This is a genomic window from Candidatus Accumulibacter contiguus (assembly GCF_036625285.1).
GTDB classification, from domain to species: Bacteria; Pseudomonadota; Gammaproteobacteria; order Burkholderiales; family Rhodocyclaceae; genus Accumulibacter; species Accumulibacter contiguus.
Genome location: NZ_JAZKUC010000001.1, coordinates 2,017,964 through 2,035,416 on the forward strand (window position 1 = coordinate 2,017,964; position 17,453 = coordinate 2,035,416).

16 protein-coding genes are annotated in these 17,453 nt (G+C 61.5%); 10 read left to right on the plus strand and 6 right to left on the minus strand.

Annotated elements, in window-relative coordinates; translation table 11 throughout:
* Positions 1-179 precede the first annotated feature (179 nt).
* On the minus strand, positions 180-404 hold the full coding sequence (locus tag V5B59_RS09900) for a hypothetical protein (RefSeq protein WP_034919791.1): 225 nt from the start codon (positions 402-404) through the stop codon (positions 180-182).
* A 154-nt stretch (positions 405-558) separates the two neighbouring features.
* On the opposite strand from V5B59_RS09900, the gene V5B59_RS09905 reads away from it, so the two are divergent.
* Both V5B59_RS09905 and V5B59_RS09910 read left to right on the plus strand, forming a co-directional pair.
* A complete protein-coding gene (locus V5B59_RS09905; RefSeq protein ID WP_034919789.1) occupies positions 559-1,926 on the plus strand; it encodes an APC family permease in 1,368 nt (455 codons plus the stop codon).
* Positions 1,927-1,989: 63 nt separating this feature from the next.
* Positions 1,990-3,078, plus strand: coding sequence for a hypothetical protein (locus V5B59_RS09910; RefSeq protein ID WP_169071160.1), 1,089 nt, complete (start codon positions 1,990-1,992; stop codon positions 3,076-3,078).
* Here the strand turns inward: V5B59_RS09910 and V5B59_RS09915 are convergent.
* Together V5B59_RS09915 and cysB are read right to left on the minus strand one after the other, a co-directional pair.
* Positions 3,059-3,976 carry an alpha/beta fold hydrolase gene (locus V5B59_RS09915; RefSeq protein WP_169071161.1) on the minus strand — a complete coding sequence of 306 codons (918 nt, stop codon included), beginning with the start codon at positions 3,974-3,976 and terminating at the stop codon, positions 3,059-3,061. The two genes, V5B59_RS09910 and V5B59_RS09915, sit on opposite strands and share 20 nt — an antisense overlap.
* A 167-nt stretch (positions 3,977-4,143) precedes the next feature.
* Positions 4,144-5,091: an HTH-type transcriptional regulator CysB gene (cysB, locus tag V5B59_RS09920; RefSeq protein WP_169071162.1), complete on the minus strand. Its 948-nt coding sequence runs from the start codon at positions 5,089-5,091 to the stop codon at positions 4,144-4,146.
* A 104-nt stretch (positions 5,092-5,195) separates the two neighbouring features.
* Here cysB and V5B59_RS09925 point away from each other — a divergent pair, with 104 nt between their 5' ends.
* The 8 genes from V5B59_RS09925 to rlmB are packed head-to-tail and all read left to right on the plus strand — an operon-like array spanning position 5,196 to position 13,086.
* On the plus strand, positions 5,196-5,972 hold the full coding sequence (locus V5B59_RS09925) for a sulfite exporter TauE/SafE family protein (RefSeq protein WP_332352188.1): 777 nt from the start codon (positions 5,196-5,198) through the stop codon (positions 5,970-5,972).
* A 35-nt stretch (positions 5,973-6,007) separates the two neighbouring features.
* Positions 6,008-7,717: a nitrite/sulfite reductase gene (locus V5B59_RS09930; protein ID WP_169071163.1), complete on the plus strand. Its 1,710-nt coding sequence runs from the start codon at positions 6,008-6,010 to the stop codon at positions 7,715-7,717.
* Positions 7,710-8,231: a DUF934 domain-containing protein gene (locus tag V5B59_RS09935; protein WP_169071164.1), complete on the plus strand. Its 522-nt coding sequence runs from the start codon at positions 7,710-7,712 to the stop codon at positions 8,229-8,231. Before V5B59_RS09930 ends, V5B59_RS09935 begins: the two co-directional genes overlap by 8 nt.
* On the plus strand, positions 8,228-8,953 hold the full coding sequence (locus tag V5B59_RS09940; RefSeq protein ID WP_169071165.1) for a phosphoadenylyl-sulfate reductase: 726 nt from the start codon (positions 8,228-8,230) through the stop codon (positions 8,951-8,953). The genes V5B59_RS09935 and V5B59_RS09940 overlap by 4 nt, the downstream gene beginning before the upstream one ends.
* Positions 8,954-9,011: 58 nt before the next feature.
* Complete coding sequence (gene cysD, locus V5B59_RS09945) at positions 9,012-9,941, plus strand: sulfate adenylyltransferase subunit CysD (protein ID WP_034916867.1); 930 nt, start codon at positions 9,012-9,014, stop codon at positions 9,939-9,941.
* On the plus strand, positions 9,941-11,230 hold the full coding sequence (locus tag V5B59_RS09950) for a sulfate adenylyltransferase subunit 1 (protein ID WP_169071166.1): 1,290 nt from the start codon (positions 9,941-9,943) through the stop codon (positions 11,228-11,230). Before cysD ends, V5B59_RS09950 begins: the two co-directional genes overlap by 1 nt.
* Before the next feature lie 15 nt (positions 11,231-11,245).
* Complete coding sequence (locus V5B59_RS09955; RefSeq protein WP_169071167.1) at positions 11,246-12,322, plus strand: carboxysome shell carbonic anhydrase domain-containg protein; 1,077 nt, start codon at positions 11,246-11,248, stop codon at positions 12,320-12,322.
* A gap of 5 nt (positions 12,323-12,327) precedes the next feature.
* Positions 12,328-13,086, plus strand: coding sequence for a 23S rRNA (guanosine(2251)-2'-O)-methyltransferase RlmB (rlmB, locus tag V5B59_RS09960; protein ID WP_169071168.1), 759 nt, complete (start codon positions 12,328-12,330; stop codon positions 13,084-13,086).
* Between the two features lie 21 nt (positions 13,087-13,107).
* Here rlmB and V5B59_RS09965 read toward each other — a convergent pair whose 3' ends face one another.
* From V5B59_RS09965 to V5B59_RS09975, 3 genes are all read right to left on the minus strand, one after another.
* The gene (locus tag V5B59_RS09965) at positions 13,108-15,312 is read right to left on the minus strand and encodes a polysaccharide biosynthesis tyrosine autokinase (RefSeq protein WP_332351852.1); all 2,205 of its coding nucleotides are present in this window, start codon (positions 15,310-15,312) and stop codon (positions 13,108-13,110) included.
* Between the two features lie 172 nt (positions 15,313-15,484).
* Entirely contained in the window at positions 15,485-16,684 is a 1,200-nt protein-coding gene (locus V5B59_RS09970; protein ID WP_211203460.1) for a polysaccharide export protein, read from the minus strand.
* A gap of 325 nt (positions 16,685-17,009) precedes the next feature.
* Positions 17,010-17,450 carry a low molecular weight protein-tyrosine-phosphatase gene (locus V5B59_RS09975; RefSeq protein ID WP_169071171.1) on the minus strand — a complete coding sequence of 147 codons (441 nt, stop codon included), beginning with the start codon at positions 17,448-17,450 and terminating at the stop codon, positions 17,010-17,012.
* Between the last annotated feature and the right edge of the window lie 3 nt (positions 17,451-17,453).

Below are 17,453 nucleotides of genomic sequence, written 5' to 3' on the forward strand. Positions count from 1 at the left end.
AGGCGTTCGCGGTTCATGTCATCGGCTCCGGATTTGGCTCCATGGGTGATTCCATGTAGCCACTATCTAGCCATTTTACAGCAATCCGCTTCAACGTCAAGCAACGCCTATTTACCTAACTTGCTTGTTTTTAAGCTGTTTTCTGTATTTCATGAGTGCCGTTCAACGTCGAAAAATGCCTAGACCGATGGATTGTGATTCCAGTGGTCACGGGTTCGAATCCCGTACATCGCCCCATCAAAGCCTGATGGTCGGCCGCAGCACTTCGCGCGGCCAGCCAGTTTCGGAATGCGGTCAGGCTGCCGAAATCGGCCAGCACGTTGGCGCGTCCCGGCCTTTTCCAACAGCCTGTCGACTTCGCTCCCTACATCGTTGCGGTCCCTGATTCCTTCCAGCTTGGCCATGCGACGTTCCAGTGCAGCAATTCTCATTTTGGCAAAGGTGGCCTTCTGTTCTCCTACCGAGCACCTGCAAATGAGCCAGATTCAGGGAGTGGCCCCCACTTATGGCCGGCAGAAAGGCACTTTCCGGCGAACTCGCTCCATTGCTTGAGTCAAAATGAGAATTGTTGACCCTGGCGGCACCGTCAAATCTCCTATCCATCCCATGCCGTCCCAAGATACAATTGCCGGATCATGTTCAAATGGCATTGCTCCGATCAAACACCACCTCAGCACCCTATCCGCTACTTTTCTCGTCGTGGCCAGCATGTTGGGCACGGGGATCCTTACCACCACAGGGATCATACTGTCCCTTCTCAAGACGCCGGAAGCGGTAGTCCTGGTCTGGGTGATGGGTGGCATCCTGGCCTGCTTCGGCGCCTATTGCTACGGGGTCATCGTCAAGGTTTTGCCCAGGAACGGTGGTGAGGCGATCATCCTGCGGGAATTCTTCTCCCCAGTCCTGGGAGAAATAGCCGGCTGGACATCCTTTGTCGTCGGTTTCGCCGCCTCCAACGCAGCCACATCCCTGGCACTCTCTGCTTATCTGGACGCCGCACTACCCCAATTTGCGCAGCCACCTGCGCTGGTAGCCTGCTGCGCTCTGGTCCTGGTGACAGCGTTGCACAGTGTCGTAGGGCCGTCAGGCATACGAATCCAGACCTTGCTGGCCATCATCAAATTTTCTCTCTTCGCCGGCCTCGGCTTTTATGGATTGATGTTGGCCTCGCCCCCCACTCCGGTCGATGTCGGATCGGCCTCCCGAATGGCGAGCTTCGGCCCCGAATGGGGAGTGGCCATGATGCTGGTCATGTTCGCCTATAGCGGTTGGAACGCTGCTATTTATGTCGCCGAGGAAGCTGCCAACCCGGGGCGCACGGTGCGCAACGCCATGATCATTGGATCGATCATCACTCTTCTCCTTTATGTTACCCTCAACCTGGCTCTACTAAATAGCCTGCCGACGCACGAGATTGATGGTGTCATCCCGGTCATGGCTATCCTGGTCAAGTCTCTCTTTGGTATTCAGGCCTCAGCCTGGTTCTCCGGAATCGTCGCCTTCGCGCTGCTCTCCTCCCTCGGCGCCTCCGCCTTCATCGGACCACGGGTACTGGCGACAGTGCTCTCCTGGATGTCACCGCAGCGAAATCTGAGTTCTTCGCCCCCCGCCCAGGTTTCTCCGCAGCTTTGCTGGCTTCAAGCGGGGCTCTCCATCCTGATGGTGATCACCGGCACCTTCGAGCAGATCCTCACGATAATGGGCTTCCTTCTCGGCGTTTTCCCGGTACTCTGTGTACTTGGCATGTATCGCATCAGAGAAAAGACGCCCGCCGTCGCCCGCTATCTATTTGGCCCTTTGTTTGTTGGCGTCATGAGCGCGATCCTGATCCTGGGTGCAGTGCAACGTCCCGCGGAAGTGAGCATTGCGCTGCTCCTGGTGTTCGCTTTTTCTCTCTTGCGCTTCGGGAAGTACCGATTCGCCTGATTCCCTGATTCCTGGAGTTTCCTGCCCATGCCTCGCTCACCACTCTGCCATCGCTGTCTGGTATTGATCGCGCTCTTCTTGGCGCTGTTGGGTGCCGGCGGATTTGCAAGCGCCCGTCCTGTCGATTCGCTGGCCCGTGCCTACGCTGGCCTGCCGGACCCTCGGCAGCCCACCTTGAACAGCGTCCCGGAGGCCGGCGCCGCCTACCGACAGGCAGTAGACAAGTCATGGACCGCTTACCGCAGCAGAACCGGTCAACCGGCGGCAACCTGGGCAGCCAAACACATCACCCCGGCGGCGGGTGGCACGGTTTTCTACCCATTCGCTGGCCCAGACCTGGTGACGGTTGCCCAGTTATTCCCGGAAGCTGACCGCTACGTTCTAGTGGCCATGCAGCCTGCACAGCCGCCGCTAGACCCATTGCAGTTATCGGAAGCCGCACGCCGCAATTTCTACCGGAAGTTCAGCAGCGAGTGGCAGAAGTTCGGCCGCCTTGGTTTCTTTCGCACCAACGATCTGGATGCCGATGTCCGCGACAAGCAGGCCAGAATAGGTCTCACAACCACCCTGATGGCCTTTGCTGTCCGCTTGGGATATGAAGTGATAGAGGTATCTCCTATCTCTCTGAACCCAGAAACCGGGGAATTCGAGCCTCTCGTGAACGCACGCACGGAGGCGTGGAATTCCGTCCGGCTCACCCTCTCCCGGGCCGGGAAAACCGTTCGGGTAGATTATGTCCGCATGGACCTTTCCAATTCCTACCTGGAATCCCACGAGTCATCGCGAGTCTGGATGGCGCGCATGACACGCCATCCCGTCTTCCTCAAGGCAGCCTCCCACCTGCCTCAGAATTCCGGCTTCTCGATCATACGTGATGCCATTGTGATGAACGCCCCACTGCTTGTGCAGGATGAGACAGGTATTGACTATCGCGAGTTGGGCAAGATCGGCGACGTGGCCTTGTATGGCCATTTCGAACGGCCTCATCCCCTGTTCAATCCGAAGTCCCAGCAATCCCTGGCCGCCGCTTATCGTGTCAGCAAGATCAGCGGCGAACTACCCTTTTCCTTTAGTTACCAGAAGGCTAGCAGCCAGCGATGTCTCCAGGTGGTTCGGCGACGGGTCGCGGCGACTACGGCGCAAGCTTACTGAAGACCCGGAGAGAGAAGTCCCGAACCAGAGTATTGAAATCATCGGCAGCATCGAAGAAAAGTGCGTGACCGGCGTTCTCAAATACTTTTATTTCAGCGAGATCAGGCCCGCGCTTCCGGCTCAGAGCGGCTGCCTGTTCCCGCAGACGGGGCGTCACCGCGTAGAGGACCGGGACCACCTGCCGGCTGACGATATCTCGCCAATAGGTGCGCGGATAGGGCTGGGCGATCAATTCCATTGCAGCCTTGGGCGGGACCCCCAGGGCTGAGGCCAGTACCACCTGGCGTAATGCTGGCGGCAGTGGCTGGTGGAAGATGGAATCGCAGAAGCCGGTGAGATAAGGGACACGTCGTAAGGGATCGGTCAGATGGTCCTGGCGTCTGGAGGGCCGAGACGGCGGAGGATTGCCCTCGCCTATCGAGTTGTCTATCAGGATCAGGCCCCGCAACCGGGCAGGCCGAAATTGCTCGATAAAATCAAGGGCTTCCAGCACACCCAGAGACCAGCCCGCCAGGATGAAATCTCCCACACCAGCCGCCACCAGCAACTCATCCATATCGCGGAGGCGAATCTCGGGGCGATGCGACCCTTGGTACACCTGGGAAAGCCCCTGGGAACGAGGGTCAAAGGCAATCACGCGGAACTCTCCGGACAAACCAGCCATCTGCGCTTCGAAAACCGCCGCAGGCATGAGCCAACCGGGAACAAACAGCAGGGTACGCTCCCCTGAACCGGCTTCCAGGTAGTGGAGCCGCAAACCATCGGAAGTCTGAAAGTACCTGTCCATGGAGGCTGCCAGACCCATCGCGCTGAAAACTCCCAAAGAAATAAACACCCACAGCCGCCTCAGAGCCACGCTGAGGGCTGTTCTGGTGATGTGATGGCGAAAGTCTCTCATGATCTCCCTTCGCGCCGCCCGGCCGATAGGCGGACGGATTGATTCCTCTGGGGGAAAACGACATGCCGTCAATGGCCACAGGCATGGCCACAAAGGGTCACGCGGTCCAGGAATATGAGTGAGCTTGCCGCGCTCGATGCGCAGCTGCTGCAGCGAAAGTGGCGCGCTCAAAGCTGGTACTCGTCTGCTGGGCGGGCGCCGGCCATGGCCATGTCCACCGCCTTCCTGGTCAGGTGCGATGCAAAAAGCTCGATGAAATCGTATTCGAAGCGACGGATGTGGGTTCCCCGCCGCAAGCCGATGCGCGTCGTATTCGAACCGAAGAGATGCTCGGCGGGCATCGCCTGCAGGCCGGTATCACGGGTCGGATCAAAAGCCATGCGAGCGATGATCCCCAGTCCGAGGCCGAGTCCGACGTAGGTCTTGATCACATCCGCATCGATCGCGGTGAGTACCACATTGGGGGTCAGCTCGGCCAGTTCGAAGGCCTTGTTGATGCGCGAGCGCCCGGCAAAAGCCGAGTCGTAGGTGATCAATGGCCAGCGTGCCAGCGCTGCCAGCGACACCGGCTTCTCGGCAAGGATCGGATGCCCATCGGGAGCGATGACACAGTGTACCCACTGGTAACAGGGCAGCATCACCAGTTGCGGATACTGGTCGAGCGCTTCGGTGGCGATGGCGATCTCCGCCTCACCTTGCAGCGTCCACTCGGCGATCTGGGTCGGATGTCCCTGGTGCAGTGACAGGCGAACCCTGGGATGCCGGTCGACGAAGTTCTTGACGACGGCTGGCAGCACGTAGCGCGCCTGGGTATGCGTGGTGGCAATCACCAGGCTGCCGGAATCGCCGTCGGCATATTCCTCGCCAACTCGGCGGATGTTCTCGGCTTCGCGCAACATGCGTTCGGCAATCTCGAGCACTGCCCTGCCGGGTTCGGTGATCGCCGTCAGGCGCTTGCCGCCCCGCTCGAAAACGGTCACCCCGATTTCCTCTTCGAGCAGCCTGATCTGCTTGGACACCCCCGGCTGCGAGGTATACAGCGCCTCTGCAGCCTCCGAAACATTGAGACCACGACGCGCCACTTCGACGAGATAACGGAGTTGCTGGAGTTTCATGGCCATTGCACGAACCAATTGGTTATAAGAATCTAACCGAATATTCTTATTCGATCAAATGCTGCGCTGTTACCATGCGCGAGTTACTTATTTTGCGGCGCGCCATGGACTGGATGTACACCTTGTCGGGTTTTGCCGTCGGCGCCATCGTCGGTCTCACCGGCGTCGGCGGCGGCTCGCTGATGACGCCCTTGCTGGTGTTGCTGTTCGGCATCCACCCGGCGACGGCGGTCGGTACCGACCTGCTCTATGCGGCGATCACCAAGGCCGGCGGCACCGTCGTGCACACCCGCAAAGGGCACGTCGACTGGCGCATCACGCGGCTGTTGGCGAGCGGCAGCATGCCGGCAGCGCTGCTGACGATCTGGGCGCTGTCTTTTCTGCCCAAGCAGAGCGCGTCCGTCTCGCAGATCATTTCGGTATCGCTCGGTGTCGCCCTGCTGCTGACCGCTGCTGCGATCATCTTTCGCAACCAGCTGCAACAGCAAGCGCTGGCACAAGCCGACGATGTCGCACACACCCGCTTGCGGGCGCCGATCACGGTTGCCTTCGGCGCCCTGCTCGGGGTGCTGGTGACCATCTCCTCGGTCGGTGCCGGTGCGCTCGGCGCCGCCGTGCTGTTCTACCTCTACCCCAGGCTGCCGGCGATCCGCATCATCGGCAGCGATGTCGCCCACGCGGTGCCGCTGACGCTGCTTGCCGGCCTCGGTCACTGGCTGATCGGCAGTGTCGATTGGTCGCTGCTCGGCAGCCTGTTGCTCGGATCGCTGCCCGGCATCTGGCTCGGCAGCCACGCCTCGGCGAAAGTGCCTGACCGCATTCTACGTCCGATTCTCGCCGGCATGCTGGTGCTCATCGGCAGCAAGCTGATTGCCCAGTAGGCCGACCAGCGCCTCATTGACCCAAGGAGCGAGCGATGTATCGCTACGATAGTACCGACCAACAGATCATCGACGAACGCGTCACCCAGTATCGCGACCAGATCGCCCGCCATCTGGCTGGCGAACTCTCGACCGACGAGTTACGCCCCTTACGCCTGCAGAATGGTCTCTACATTCAGCGGCACGGCCCGATGCTGCGCATCGCCATCCCCTACGGCATGCTTGCCGCAGCGCAGCTGCGCAAGCTGGCTGAAATCTCGCGCCGCTACGACCGCGCCGTCGGGCACTTCACGACGCGCCAGAACATGCAGCTCAACTGGCCGCAGTTCGAGGAAACCCCGGCGATCCTCGGCGAACTGGCGAGCGTGCAAATGCATGCCGTGCAAACCTCGGGCAACTGCGTGCGCAACATCACCAGCGACCATTTCGCCGGCATCGCTCCCGACGAACTGACTGACCCACGCCCCTATTGCGAACTGCTGCGGCAATGGTCGACCTTCCACCCGGAATTCGCTTTCCTGCCGCGCAAGTTCAAAATCGCCGTCAATGCCGCGGCAGAAGATCGGGCCGTGATTCGTGCGCACGACATCGGCCTCGACCTCGTCCTCGATGACGACGGCGAAATCGGATTCCGGGTCTTTGTCGGTGGTGGTCTCGGCCGCACGCCGATTCTCGGCAAAGTGCTTCGTGACTTCCTGCCGCGCCGGCATCTGCTCTCGTACCTGGACGCCATCCTGCGCCTGTATAACCGCTACGGTCGTCGCGACAACATGTACAAGGCACGCATCAAGATTCTCGTGCAGGCGCTCGGCATCGAGGAATTCAGCCGTCAGGTCGAAGCCGAGTGGGCGCAGCTCAAGGACGGCCCGACAACCGTGCCAGACGCCGAGTTCACGCGCCTTGCCGGACATTTCAACCCACCCGCCTGGGACACGCTGCCGGCAGAAGACCCGGTACACGCCGCCCGGATCAGCACCGACCTGGCCTTTGCCAACTGGGTCAGGCGCTGTGTGCATGCCCACAAGACGCCGGGCTACGCCGCCGTCACCCTTTCGCTGAAAGCGCCAGGGGTTGCTCCCGGCGACATCAGCGACGCGCAGATGATCGCCGTTGCCGATCTTGCCGAACGTTTCAGTTTTGGCGAAGTGCGCGTCAGCCATGAACAGAATCTGGTCCTCGCCGACGTTCGCCAACGCGATCTCCACGAAATCTGGCAGATCGCTCGCAGCCATCGCCTGGCGACCGCCAACATCGGCCTCTTGACCGACATCATCTGCTGCCCCGGCGGCGACCTCTGCGCGCTCGCCAACGCGCGCTCGATCCCGATCGCCGAAGCGGTCAACCAGAAATTCGACGACCTCGACTACCTCCACGACATCGGCGACATCTCGCTGAACATCTCCGGCTGCATGAATTCCTGCGGCCACCACCATGTCGCCAATATCGGCATCCTCGGCGTCGACAAGAACGACGAGGAGTGGTACCAGATCACGATTGGCGGCCAGCAAGGCAATACTGCGGCGATCGGCAAGGTCATCGGCCCCTCGTTCTATGCTCAGGAAGTGCCCTCGGTGATCGAAGCGCTGATCGCCGTTTATCTGGAAAACCGGACCGCCAGCGAGCGTTTCATCGACACCTTGCAGCGGATCGGCATCGAGCCGTTCAAGGTCCGCGCTTACGCCGGTCGCGATCGGCGCAGATCCGCCAAGGTCGATAGCCGGGAAAGGGAGGTCATCCATGCCTAGGATCATCAAGAACAGGTGCATCGTCGAAGACCACTGGCAGGTCCTCACCCTCGCCGACGGTGAAACGCCGGAAGCGATCACTCTGCCCGCCGCGCCGGTGCTGCTGCCGCTCGCGGTCTGGCGGGCACGCCGCGACGAAATCATCGCCCGCGACCAACCCCTCGGGGTCTGGCTCGACAGCGACGAAGGGCCGGAAGCGCTGGCTGGCGACATCGACCGCTTTGCCGTGATTGGCGTCAACTTTCCGAAGTTCACCGACGGCCGCAGCTACTCCAGCGCCCGCCTGCTGCGCGAACGCTATGGCTACGGCGGTGAAATCCGTGCCCTTGGCGACGTCCTCCAGGACCAGCTCTTCTACATGCAACGTTGCGGTATCGACGCCTACGCACTACGGGCCGACAAGGACATCGAGAAGGCGCTGGCTGGTTTGTCGGTTTTCAGCGAGGCCTACCAGGCAGCGGCCGACCAGCCGCAACCGCTGTTCCATCGGCGCGCAGCGCAGGCATCGGCATGAACGTCCAGCTCAAGCTCGACGACCCGGCGCTGCTCGACGCGCTGGCCGCCCGCGTCGATGCGGCCAGCGCGCTGCTGCACGAGATCGCCGACAACTTCTCGCCGGCGGCTTTCGCCAGCAGTCTCGGCGCCGAAGACATGGTGCTGACCGACCTGATCGTCCGCGAAGTTCCAAAGATCGAGATCTTCTCGCTCGACACCGGTCGCCTGCCGGTCGAAACCTACGATCTGATTGCCGAGGTCAGGAAGCACTACGGTCTGGCGCTACGCCTCTACTATCCACGCCACGATCTCGTCGAGGCCTACACCCACGCGAACGGGATCAACGCCTTCTACGAGTCGGTCGAACTGCGCAAGGGCTGCTGCCTGGTGCGCAAGGTCGAGCCCCTGCAACGCGCGCTGGCTGGCCGGAAAGCCTGGATCACCGGCATGCGCGCGCAGCAGGCCCCGACCCGCGACGGCCTGCCGATCCGCAGCGTCGACACCGCCAACGGTGGCCTGGAAAAGTTCAACCCGCTCGCCGACTGGAGCGAACGCGAAGTGTGGGCCTACCTCAAGCTCAACGAGGTTCCCTACAATGCCTTGCACGACCGATTCTACCCGAGCATCGGCTGCGCGCCGTGCACGCGGGCCGTCACGCCGGGAGAAGATGTCCGCGCCGGCCGCTGGTGGTGGGAAAACCCGGAATCCAGGGAATGCGGCTTGCACATCAAGCGCATGTAAAAAATCCAGAAAGAACGAGCTTGCCCGGCAAGCGTGCTGAGAACCCCGAAGGTCAACCATGCGTACTGAAACTCTCTCGAAAGTCACCCCAGTCAAGCTTTCTCACCTCGACTGGCTGGAATCCGAGGCCATCCACATCATGCGCGAGGTCGCCGGCCAGTGCAGCAACCCGGTGCTGCTCTTCTCCGGCGGCAAGGATTCGATCTGCATGCTGCGCGTCGCCGAAAAGGCATTCCGCCCGGGCCGCTTTCCGTTTCCGCTGCTGCATGTTGACACCGGCCATAACTACCGGGAAGTCACCGACTTCCGCGACCGGCGTGCGCGCGAACTCGGCGAGCGGCTGATCGTTCGCTCGGTCGAGGACTCGATGGCACGTGGCACCGTCGTCCTCAAGTCACCCGACGAACCGCGCAACAAGCATCAGTCGGTGACACTGCTCGAGGCGATAGAGGAATTCGGCTTCGACGCCTGCATCGGTGGAGCGCGTCGCGACGAGGAAAAGGCGCGCGCCAAGGAACGTATCTTCTCGTTCCGCGACGAGTTCGGCCAGTGGGATCCGAAAAACCAGCGACCCGAACTCTGGGATCTCTACAACGCACGCAGCTTCAAGGGCGAGAACATCCGCGTCTTTCCGATCTCGAACTGGACCGAGATCGACGTCTGGCAATACATCGAACGTGAGCATCTCGAACTGCCATCGATCTACTTTGCACATCGCCGCCCGCTGGTGCGCCGCAGCGGCGGCCTGCTGCCGGTCACCGAGGTGACACCGGCAAGATCCGGCGAAACGATCGAAAACCTGATGGTCCGCTTTCGCACCGTCGGCGACATCACCTGCACCGCGCCGGTGGAATCCGACGCCGATAGCGTCGCCAGGATCATCGCCGAAACGGCAATCACGACGATCACCGAGCGCGGCGCTACCCGCCTCGACGACCAGACTTCCGACGCATCCATGGAACAACGCAAGAAGGAAGGATATTTCTGATGTCCGCGATCGAAAGACTTCCCAGCGCCGCCGTCCCCGACAATGGCCTGCTGCGCTTTCTGACCTGCGGCAGCGTCGACGATGGCAAGAGCACCCTGATCGGCCGCCTGCTGTTCGACAGCAAGACGATTCTCGCCGATACCCTGCATGCCATCCAGCGGACCTCGGCAAAACGCGGCCTGGATGTCGTCGACCTGTCCTTGCTGACGGACGGCCTGCAGGCCGAGCGCGAACAGGGAATCACCATCGACGTGGCCTATCGTTACTTCACCACCGGTACGCGCAAATACATCATCGCCGACGCTCCCGGCCACGAGCAATACACACGCAACATGGTCACCGCCGCCTCGACCGCCGACCTGGCCATCATCCTCATCGACGCTCGCAAGGGGGTGTTGACGCAGACCCGCCGCCACTCCTATCTGGCGCATCTGCTCGGCATTCCGCATATCGTCGTGGCGGTCAACAAGATGGATCTCGTCGACTACTCACCCGCGACCTTCGCACAGATTCGCAGTGACTATCTGACGTTTGCTGCCGGGCTGGGTCTGACCGACGTACGCTTCATCCCGATGTCGGCGCTGCAGGGCGACATGATCGTCGAGCGCGGCGAGCGCCTCGACTGGTACAACGGCCCGACGCTGCTCGAGATTCTCGAAAGTGCGCCGGCCATCCACAGCGCCCACGCCGAGAAATTCCGCTTCCCGGTGCAATACGTCTGTCGTCCACAGGATTCTGCAAACCCGGAACTGCACGATTATCGTGGCTTCATGGGCCGCGTCGAATCGGGCGAACTGTGCGTTGGGGATGCGGTCACGGTGCTGCCTTCCGGACGGGAAACGCGCGTCAAGGACATCCAGGTGCTCGGCGAATCGCTGGACCGAGCCGTGGCCGAACAGTCGGTGACGATCCTCCTCGAAGACGAGATCGACATCTCGCGTGGCGACATGATCGTCAAGAGCGGTGAATTGCCGAAGGTCGCCAAGCAGATCGACGCGATGCTCTGCTGGCTGTCGGAGTCGCCGCTCGATCCTCGCCGCAAGTACCTGCTGCGCCACACCACCCGCGACAGCAAGGCGATGCTCGCCGGCATCGCTTTCCGCGTGGACATCAACAGCATGCAGCACGAAGTGGCCGAGCGGCTGGTGATGAACGACATCGCGCGCGTCCGCTTCAAGCTGGCGCAACCGATCTTCGCCGACCTCTACACGGAAAGCCGTGGTACCGGCGCTTTCATCGTCATCGACGAGTCCTCGAACAACACCGTCGGTGCCGGCATGATCGTCTGACCGCTCGTACCTACCATGGACATCCACGGCAAACCCATCGCGGAACGAATCGACTGGCTGTTCGGCCTCGCCGACCGCCACAGCACGATTTTTCGTAGCCCGGAAGCCTGGCTGGCGCGCGAACGCTATCTGGCCGAGCACCCAACGGCGATCGCCGTGCTCAAGTGCATGGACGGCCGCATCAACATTCCGATCGCCACCAACACTCCGGTCGGTATCCTGATGCCCTTCCGCAACCTCGGCGGCATTTTCGACCTCGGCTGGCCACATCTCGGCGAGGTCCTCGCGCACCACGTGCAGCGCGTGGTCAGTGCCGGCCGTCATGTCGTCTTCCTGGTCACTTACCACTACTCGCAAGGCGATCCCAGGCGCGGCTGCGCCGGTTTCCAGTACGACACGGCAGCGGCGGTCGCGCACACCTACGAGATCCGCCACCAGGTCGAACACATTTTCGGGAGCGATCATGGCACCGTCTATCCGCTGGTCTGCGGCTTCGAAACCGACGAGGATGCGCTGGTGATTCACGGCACAGCCGGCGACAAACTCGACCTGGCAACCTTGACTTCGAGCGACCGGGCGACCCTCGAACTGCGCCTCGCCGCCCTGCTGCCGGACATGCCGGCACGCATGCGTGCCGACCTGCTGCCGCTGCTGTACGGCAACCTGGCCCATATCGAAGAAGTACGCGCGCAAATTCGCCGTAACGAACGCCTGCTCGACATTGAACACCGCGAGTGGATGATCTGTCTCGGCCGTGGCTTCGACTTCCTGCACACGCCCAACATCGCCCTGATCATCGGCCCCTATAGCCCGAATCTGGATGTCCCGATCCGCCGCGCGGCCGGCATCATCGAAGCCAATATGCAGGCTGGACGCATTCCGGACGACGGTTTTCTGCTGCTGGCCTCGGTACCCTACGATGAAATCGGCGTGGACCGCGCCCGCGCCGAACTCAAGTCGCGCTTCCTGTCGAGTTTCGCGGCAGACGTCATTCGCGCCGAATTTCCCAGGCTTGGCGAGCAAATGAGCATGCGTACGGCGGTGCTCGACTGGCGCTCGCGAACCCTGGAAACGATCGCGACCGGACAATGAAGGCCATGTCCGCTCATGCCCGTCTGATTTTCGGCTTTCATTCGGTTCTCGCCAAACTGCGTCACGACCCGGCTGCGGTGCGCGAGATCTATGTCGATTCGGGTCGCCACGATGCGCGTCTGCGCGACCTGCTTGGTCACGCAGAGTTCGCCAGGGTACGCGTACTGCCGGTGGAGTCTGCCCGCCTCGAAGCGATCGCTCCCGGCGCCAGGCATCAGGGGGTCATCGCCAGCGTCGATGCAACCCAGCGCCACCTGGCACTGGACGATGTTCTCGATACGCTCGATGAACCGGCCTTCCTGCTGATCCTCGATGGCATCCAGGATCCACACAATCTCGGGGCCTGCCTGCGCGTCGCCGATGCCGTCGGCGCGCACGCGGTGATCGCTCCCAAGGACCGTGCTGTCGGTCTGACCCAAACGGCAGTCAAAGTGGCCAGTGGGGCTGCCGAGACCGTACCGTACATCACGGTCACCAATCTGGCTCGCACCCTGCGTGCACTCAAGGAACGCGAGATCTGGGTGGTCGGTACCGACGACGAAGCAACAGAAGATCTGTATGGCGCACAGTGGCCAATCGCCTGCGCCTGGGTGTTGGGCGCCGAAGGCGATGGCCTGCGCCGCCTGACTCGGGAAACCTGCGATCAACTGGTACGCATCCCGATGCTCGGGTCAGTGGCCAGTCTCAACGTCTCTGTGGCCACCGGCGTCTGCCTTTACGAAGCGCGGCGGCGTCGGAGCAGCCAGGAAACCGGCAGGAAGTAGCCCGCCGCCACTTCCTGGCGCTCAGGTCTTGTACGAGTAACGGTAGACGTAGCCCTTGTAGCCATATCGATAATTCTGGCGGCTGACGTTGAGGTCGTTGAAAACGAAGCCCTTGACCTGGACGCCCGCCTGATTGAGCCGTTTGACCGCCTGTTCGAGCTCGCGAATCGGGTGTTTGCCAGCTCGGGCAATCATCAGCGTCGCTCCGACATGACGCCCGATGATCGCTGCATCAGAGACGGCAAGTACCGGCGGCGCATCGACGATCACCGTGTCGAAATTCGCAGCGAGTTCGGCCAGCAGCACCTCAAAACGCGGATGCATCAGCAACTCGGAGGGATTGGGCGGAATATGCCCAGTCGTGACCGCCGACAGCATGGGCACCGCAGTGGTCTTGAGAATTTCTTCCAGCGATGCCTGTCCGGCAACATACTCGGACAGGCCAGGTGCACGCTCGATGCCGAATTCCTTGTGGAGGTGCCCCCGGCGCAGGTCGGCGTCGACGATCACGACACGTTTGTCGACCTGTGCGAGGACGGCGCCCAGGTTCTTGGAAATGAAGCTCTTGCCCAGACCCGGACTTGATCCGGTGATCAGCAAGGAGTTGCGCTGCGCGTCGAGGAGCGCGAAGTGAAGCGTCGTGCGCAGTCCGCGCAGACTCTCCACTGCGTCATCCTCCGGATAGACGACCGCCAGAAGTTCGCCGGCGCCGCCGCGCGCCTTGCGATGCAACTCGACCTCGGTCTTGCTGTGTGGCACCGTTGCGTATACCGGCAGACCGAGTTGTGCTTCGATGATCTCCGGGTCTTCGACCACCACGCGCAGCGAACGCAGTACCCAGATCACCACCATGCTGACCAGCAGGCCGAGCAATAGCGCGATGGCCAGAATGGCGATCGGACCGGCGCCAACCGGCTTGCGGCCGACCGCAGCTGGGTCGATGACGCGAACGTCGCCGATCGTTCCCGCCTTGGTGACCCGCAACTGTTGGGCGGTATTGAGCAACTCGGTATACAACCGGTTGGAGACTTCCACGTCACGAGCGAGGCGCAACACCGTCTGCTGGGTATCGGGCAAGCGCGCAACCTCGGCGTCGAACTGCTTGCGGCGTTCATTGAGGCGCTGCAGCTTGTTTTCCACCGCCTCGATCCGCGGATGCTCCGGCTTGAATAGCTGACGCAGTTCGTCACGCTCCTGCTTCAGTTGTACAGCGGCGTTTTCGACGTCAACCAGCGACTTCAGGATCGCTTGGGTCTCGAGGCTCAGATCGAGAGAACCGCGGCTCTGACGATAGTTGTTGTACGCCGCTTCAGCGCTGTCCAGTTGCGTTTTCAGCGCGGGCAGCTGGGTTTCGAGGAACTTCAGCGTTTTCTCGGCTTCGGCCGATCGCCGCTCGACATTCTGGCGAACATAGGTGTTCTGGATGTCGTCGAGGACGAGACCGATCTCGGCCGGGTCCTGCCCAAGCAGGCTCAGTTCGAGGACACCCGACTTCTTGCCGCGTTCCTTGACCGAGTAGTTGCGACGCAGATCGTCAATCGCCGTTTCCGCGGAGAGCTTCCTGAGCCGGAACTGCGTACCCGGCCGCGCCCTGAGTTCCGCGACGAAGATCGCGTAGCCCTGCTCACTGGCACGCGTCCCGGCCTTGCCTTTGAGGACCAGTTGATCATCCTGATCGAAGACCTCGAAAGCCCCGCCTTCCCCGGCGATCAGGGTGTGTTTCTGGTCCAGTTGCGGCCGCGGGACATCGAGCGAGTCGACCTGAATGCGTTCCCCCCCCCAGGCGAAGCTGGAGAGACCCAGCCACGGGGAATTCGGTTCATCGCCCTCGTAACGCCTGGCCAGCACGCTGCCAAGCAGGGGTAGCGTCCTCGGCACGGCAACGATGTCGAGCTTGAGCTTGGCTACCACCCGTCCGAGGACCATCCGCGAGCTGAGGATTTCGATCTCGGCAGAAACCGTCGTATCGTCACCCAGAAGGGGTTGCAGGGCCTTCAGCGAACCGACCCCGGAGCTTTTTTCTTCGACCTGCAGCAGACCGTCCGCCCGGTAGATCGGCTTGCTGACAAACACCCAGGTCAGACCGATGGCCAGGGCCAGCAGGCTGATCGCCGCAATCAGCCAGCGGTAGTCCATGAGTACGGCAATGATCTCGCCAAGCGCCAATCCTTCATCCACCTCTTCGGAGGAGATCTGCGGCAGCGGCTGCATTGCGGCTGCGGTCATGCCAGGAAGAGCGTTGGTATTGGCAGAGAGTCTTGACTGGTCGTTGTCCATTGGTCGTCCGTGGTCGCAGCCGCCCGACAGCGGGCTTGGCGGTTAAGCAGGGTGAGCCGGCAGTCGCTCGCCGCCGACGCGTTTAGTCAGCGAGCCACCCGGAAAGCGGCCCGGTTCAGGATCAGCGTGTCGGTTGTCGCCCGCCGAAGAGTGGGTAATAGGTCTGGCTGGTCAGATTGAGCATCTGCGCCGTCGGCAATATGTTGGCGATCACGCGCTGCCAGCGAACAATCGGTGCGGTGTCGACGTAAATGATGTCGCGAGGCCGCAACGGAAAGCGATCGGCGAGCAGCATCGCGTCCGGCAGGCTGGCATCGAGATGAAACAACTCCGGTGTATCGCTGTTGCCGCGCATGACATAGACCCAGCGCGGATCGGCGGTTGTCTGATTGATGTAGCCGGAATCGCTGAGCGCTTCGGCAAGCGTCGAACGTTTCTTGTTCATCACCAGCGAACCCGGTTTGGCGACTTCGCCAAGCACGAACACCTTGTTATAGCTGCGGTCGGCGACGTTGACGATGTCGCCCTGCTCCAGCAGCGCGTTCTGCTCCCTGGCACCGTAGTCATACATGGCCTGAATATCGACCAGGTAGGTTGTGCCGCGCCGGGTGAGCAGCACGCGGCTGTAGTCCGCATCGGGCGTGAAGCCACCGGCACGATTGACCGCATCGAGAACGGTCATCGGAATGTCGGTCACCTGCTGAATACCCGGCTTGGCGACTTCACCGACGACGTACACCTGCTGGCTGCGGAATGCCACCATGCGCACGTCGAGCTGAACCTTCTCGATGTATTTGGCCAGTTTGGTCGACAGAATCGACCTCACCTCGCTGGTCGTCTTGCCGGCAACCTTGATGACGCCCGCGTAGGGAAAGAAAATGGTCCCGTCTTCGGCGATCACGGTGCCGGCCTGCTCCGCCGTACGAAAGCTGCCGGCAGGAATGGTCAGTTCCGGGTGGTCCCAGACGATGATCGAGATGATGTCACCAGCGCCGAGTCGGTATTCGGGCACCGGACCTGGCTGATCGCCTGAAAAGCGAGGATTGTTTTTCTCCGCCACCTTGGCTGAGCTGGTGCCGTCACCCACTGGCGGCCGAGCCGCCTTGAACATGTCGATGATCAGTTCGGCAGTGATCTGCTTGATCTTGACGTTGGCGGGAGCCAGCGTGTCACCCTGCTGTATCGGCAGTCGGACATCCGACTCATCGCGGTGACTGTACGCCTGGTTACCGGGAATGATCGTGCAGCCCGCCAGTGTACTCACGGCAAGACACGCCAGGATCTGGTGGATCCTGGCAAGTGGGGCCGGAGACACATTCATGCTGAAGCTCATATCTGATCCTAAATTCGGTTCTGATCCTCAATTCGGTTTCTAGGCCGCTCTCGACAACAGAGCGCCGCGCAGTGTACATCGGGCGACACTCTCCCGCCAAGTCATCAGCGTTCGCTGCCGGAGCAGTCCGCTGCAACAGAGGCTCTCCGAGCGCACCAAAAAGTGACTGAACGGGAGAGGGATGAGGGTGCTTCCGGGGATCTTCCCAACCACAGAGCAAGGATAAGGATAAGGATAAGGCCAGTCGACGCGCCTGCCCGTACTATATTTTACATTCCTGCGAATGTACGGAATGTACGATCGATCAAGCCATTCAACCGAGCTTGCCGACCCAGGGCTCGAGGGCTTCCTCGATCAGCTGCAGCGCTTCGGCGTGTGCCTCGTCCCCTCGCCGATACGGGTCGGGAATCTCCGTCTTCGTCCAGTGCCCGAGCAAGAAGGTCTTGCCACGCGCCGTTGGGTCCATCGCCAGCACGGCATCCCGGTGATGTGTTTCCATCACCAGAACCAGTTCGGCCCAGCGGAGTCGCTCGCGAGTGAGCTGACTGGCACGATGTGTACTGAGGTCAACACCACGAGCGTTCATCATCGCGCAGGTTGCTTCTTCGGCCGGGTGATTGACCAGCGCGCCGATGCCGGCCGAGCGTGCTTCAACCCGCTTGCCCACCCTCTCGATGCGCTGACGCAGAAGGAACTCTGCCGCCGGGCTGCGGCAGATGTTACCGGTACAAACGGTGAGAATCCTGTTGAACATGTC

Excerpts from the sequence above, each read along its gene's own strand:
- V5B59_RS09900 (WP_034919791.1), bottom strand. The coding sequence starts at position 404 with ATGGCCAAGCTGGAAGGAATCAGGGACCGCAACGATGTAGGGAGCGAA.
- V5B59_RS09905 (WP_034919789.1), top strand. The coding sequence starts at position 559 with ATGAGAATTGTTGACCCTGGCGGCACCGTCAAATCTCCTATCCATCCC.
- V5B59_RS09915 (WP_169071161.1), bottom strand. The coding sequence starts at position 3,976 with ATGAGAGACTTTCGCCATCACATCACCAGAACAGCCCTCAGCGTGGCT.
- cysB (WP_169071162.1), bottom strand. The coding sequence starts at position 5,091 with ATGAAACTCCAGCAACTCCGTTATCTCGTCGAAGTGGCGCGTCGTGGT.
- V5B59_RS09925 (WP_332352188.1), top strand. The coding sequence starts at position 5,196 with ATGGACTGGATGTACACCTTGTCGGGTTTTGCCGTCGGCGCCATCGTC.
- V5B59_RS09930 (WP_169071163.1), top strand. The coding sequence starts at position 6,008 with ATGTATCGCTACGATAGTACCGACCAACAGATCATCGACGAACGCGTC.
- V5B59_RS09935 (WP_169071164.1), top strand. The coding sequence starts at position 7,710 with ATGCCTAGGATCATCAAGAACAGGTGCATCGTCGAAGACCACTGGCAG.
- V5B59_RS09940 (WP_169071165.1), top strand. The coding sequence starts at position 8,228 with ATGAACGTCCAGCTCAAGCTCGACGACCCGGCGCTGCTCGACGCGCTG.
- cysD (WP_034916867.1), top strand. The coding sequence starts at position 9,012 with ATGCGTACTGAAACTCTCTCGAAAGTCACCCCAGTCAAGCTTTCTCAC.
- V5B59_RS09950 (WP_169071166.1), top strand. The coding sequence starts at position 9,941 with ATGTCCGCGATCGAAAGACTTCCCAGCGCCGCCGTCCCCGACAATGGC.
- V5B59_RS09955 (WP_169071167.1), top strand. The coding sequence starts at position 11,246 with ATGGACATCCACGGCAAACCCATCGCGGAACGAATCGACTGGCTGTTC.
- rlmB (WP_169071168.1), top strand. The coding sequence starts at position 12,328 with ATGTCCGCTCATGCCCGTCTGATTTTCGGCTTTCATTCGGTTCTCGCC.
- V5B59_RS09965 (WP_332351852.1), bottom strand. The coding sequence starts at position 15,312 with ATGACCGCAGCCGCAATGCAGCCGCTGCCGCAGATCTCCTCCGAAGAG.
- V5B59_RS09970 (WP_211203460.1), bottom strand. The coding sequence starts at position 16,684 with ATGAATGTGTCTCCGGCCCCACTTGCCAGGATCCACCAGATCCTGGCG.
- V5B59_RS09975 (WP_169071171.1), bottom strand. The coding sequence starts at position 17,450 with ATGTTCAACAGGATTCTCACCGTTTGTACCGGTAACATCTGCCGCAGC.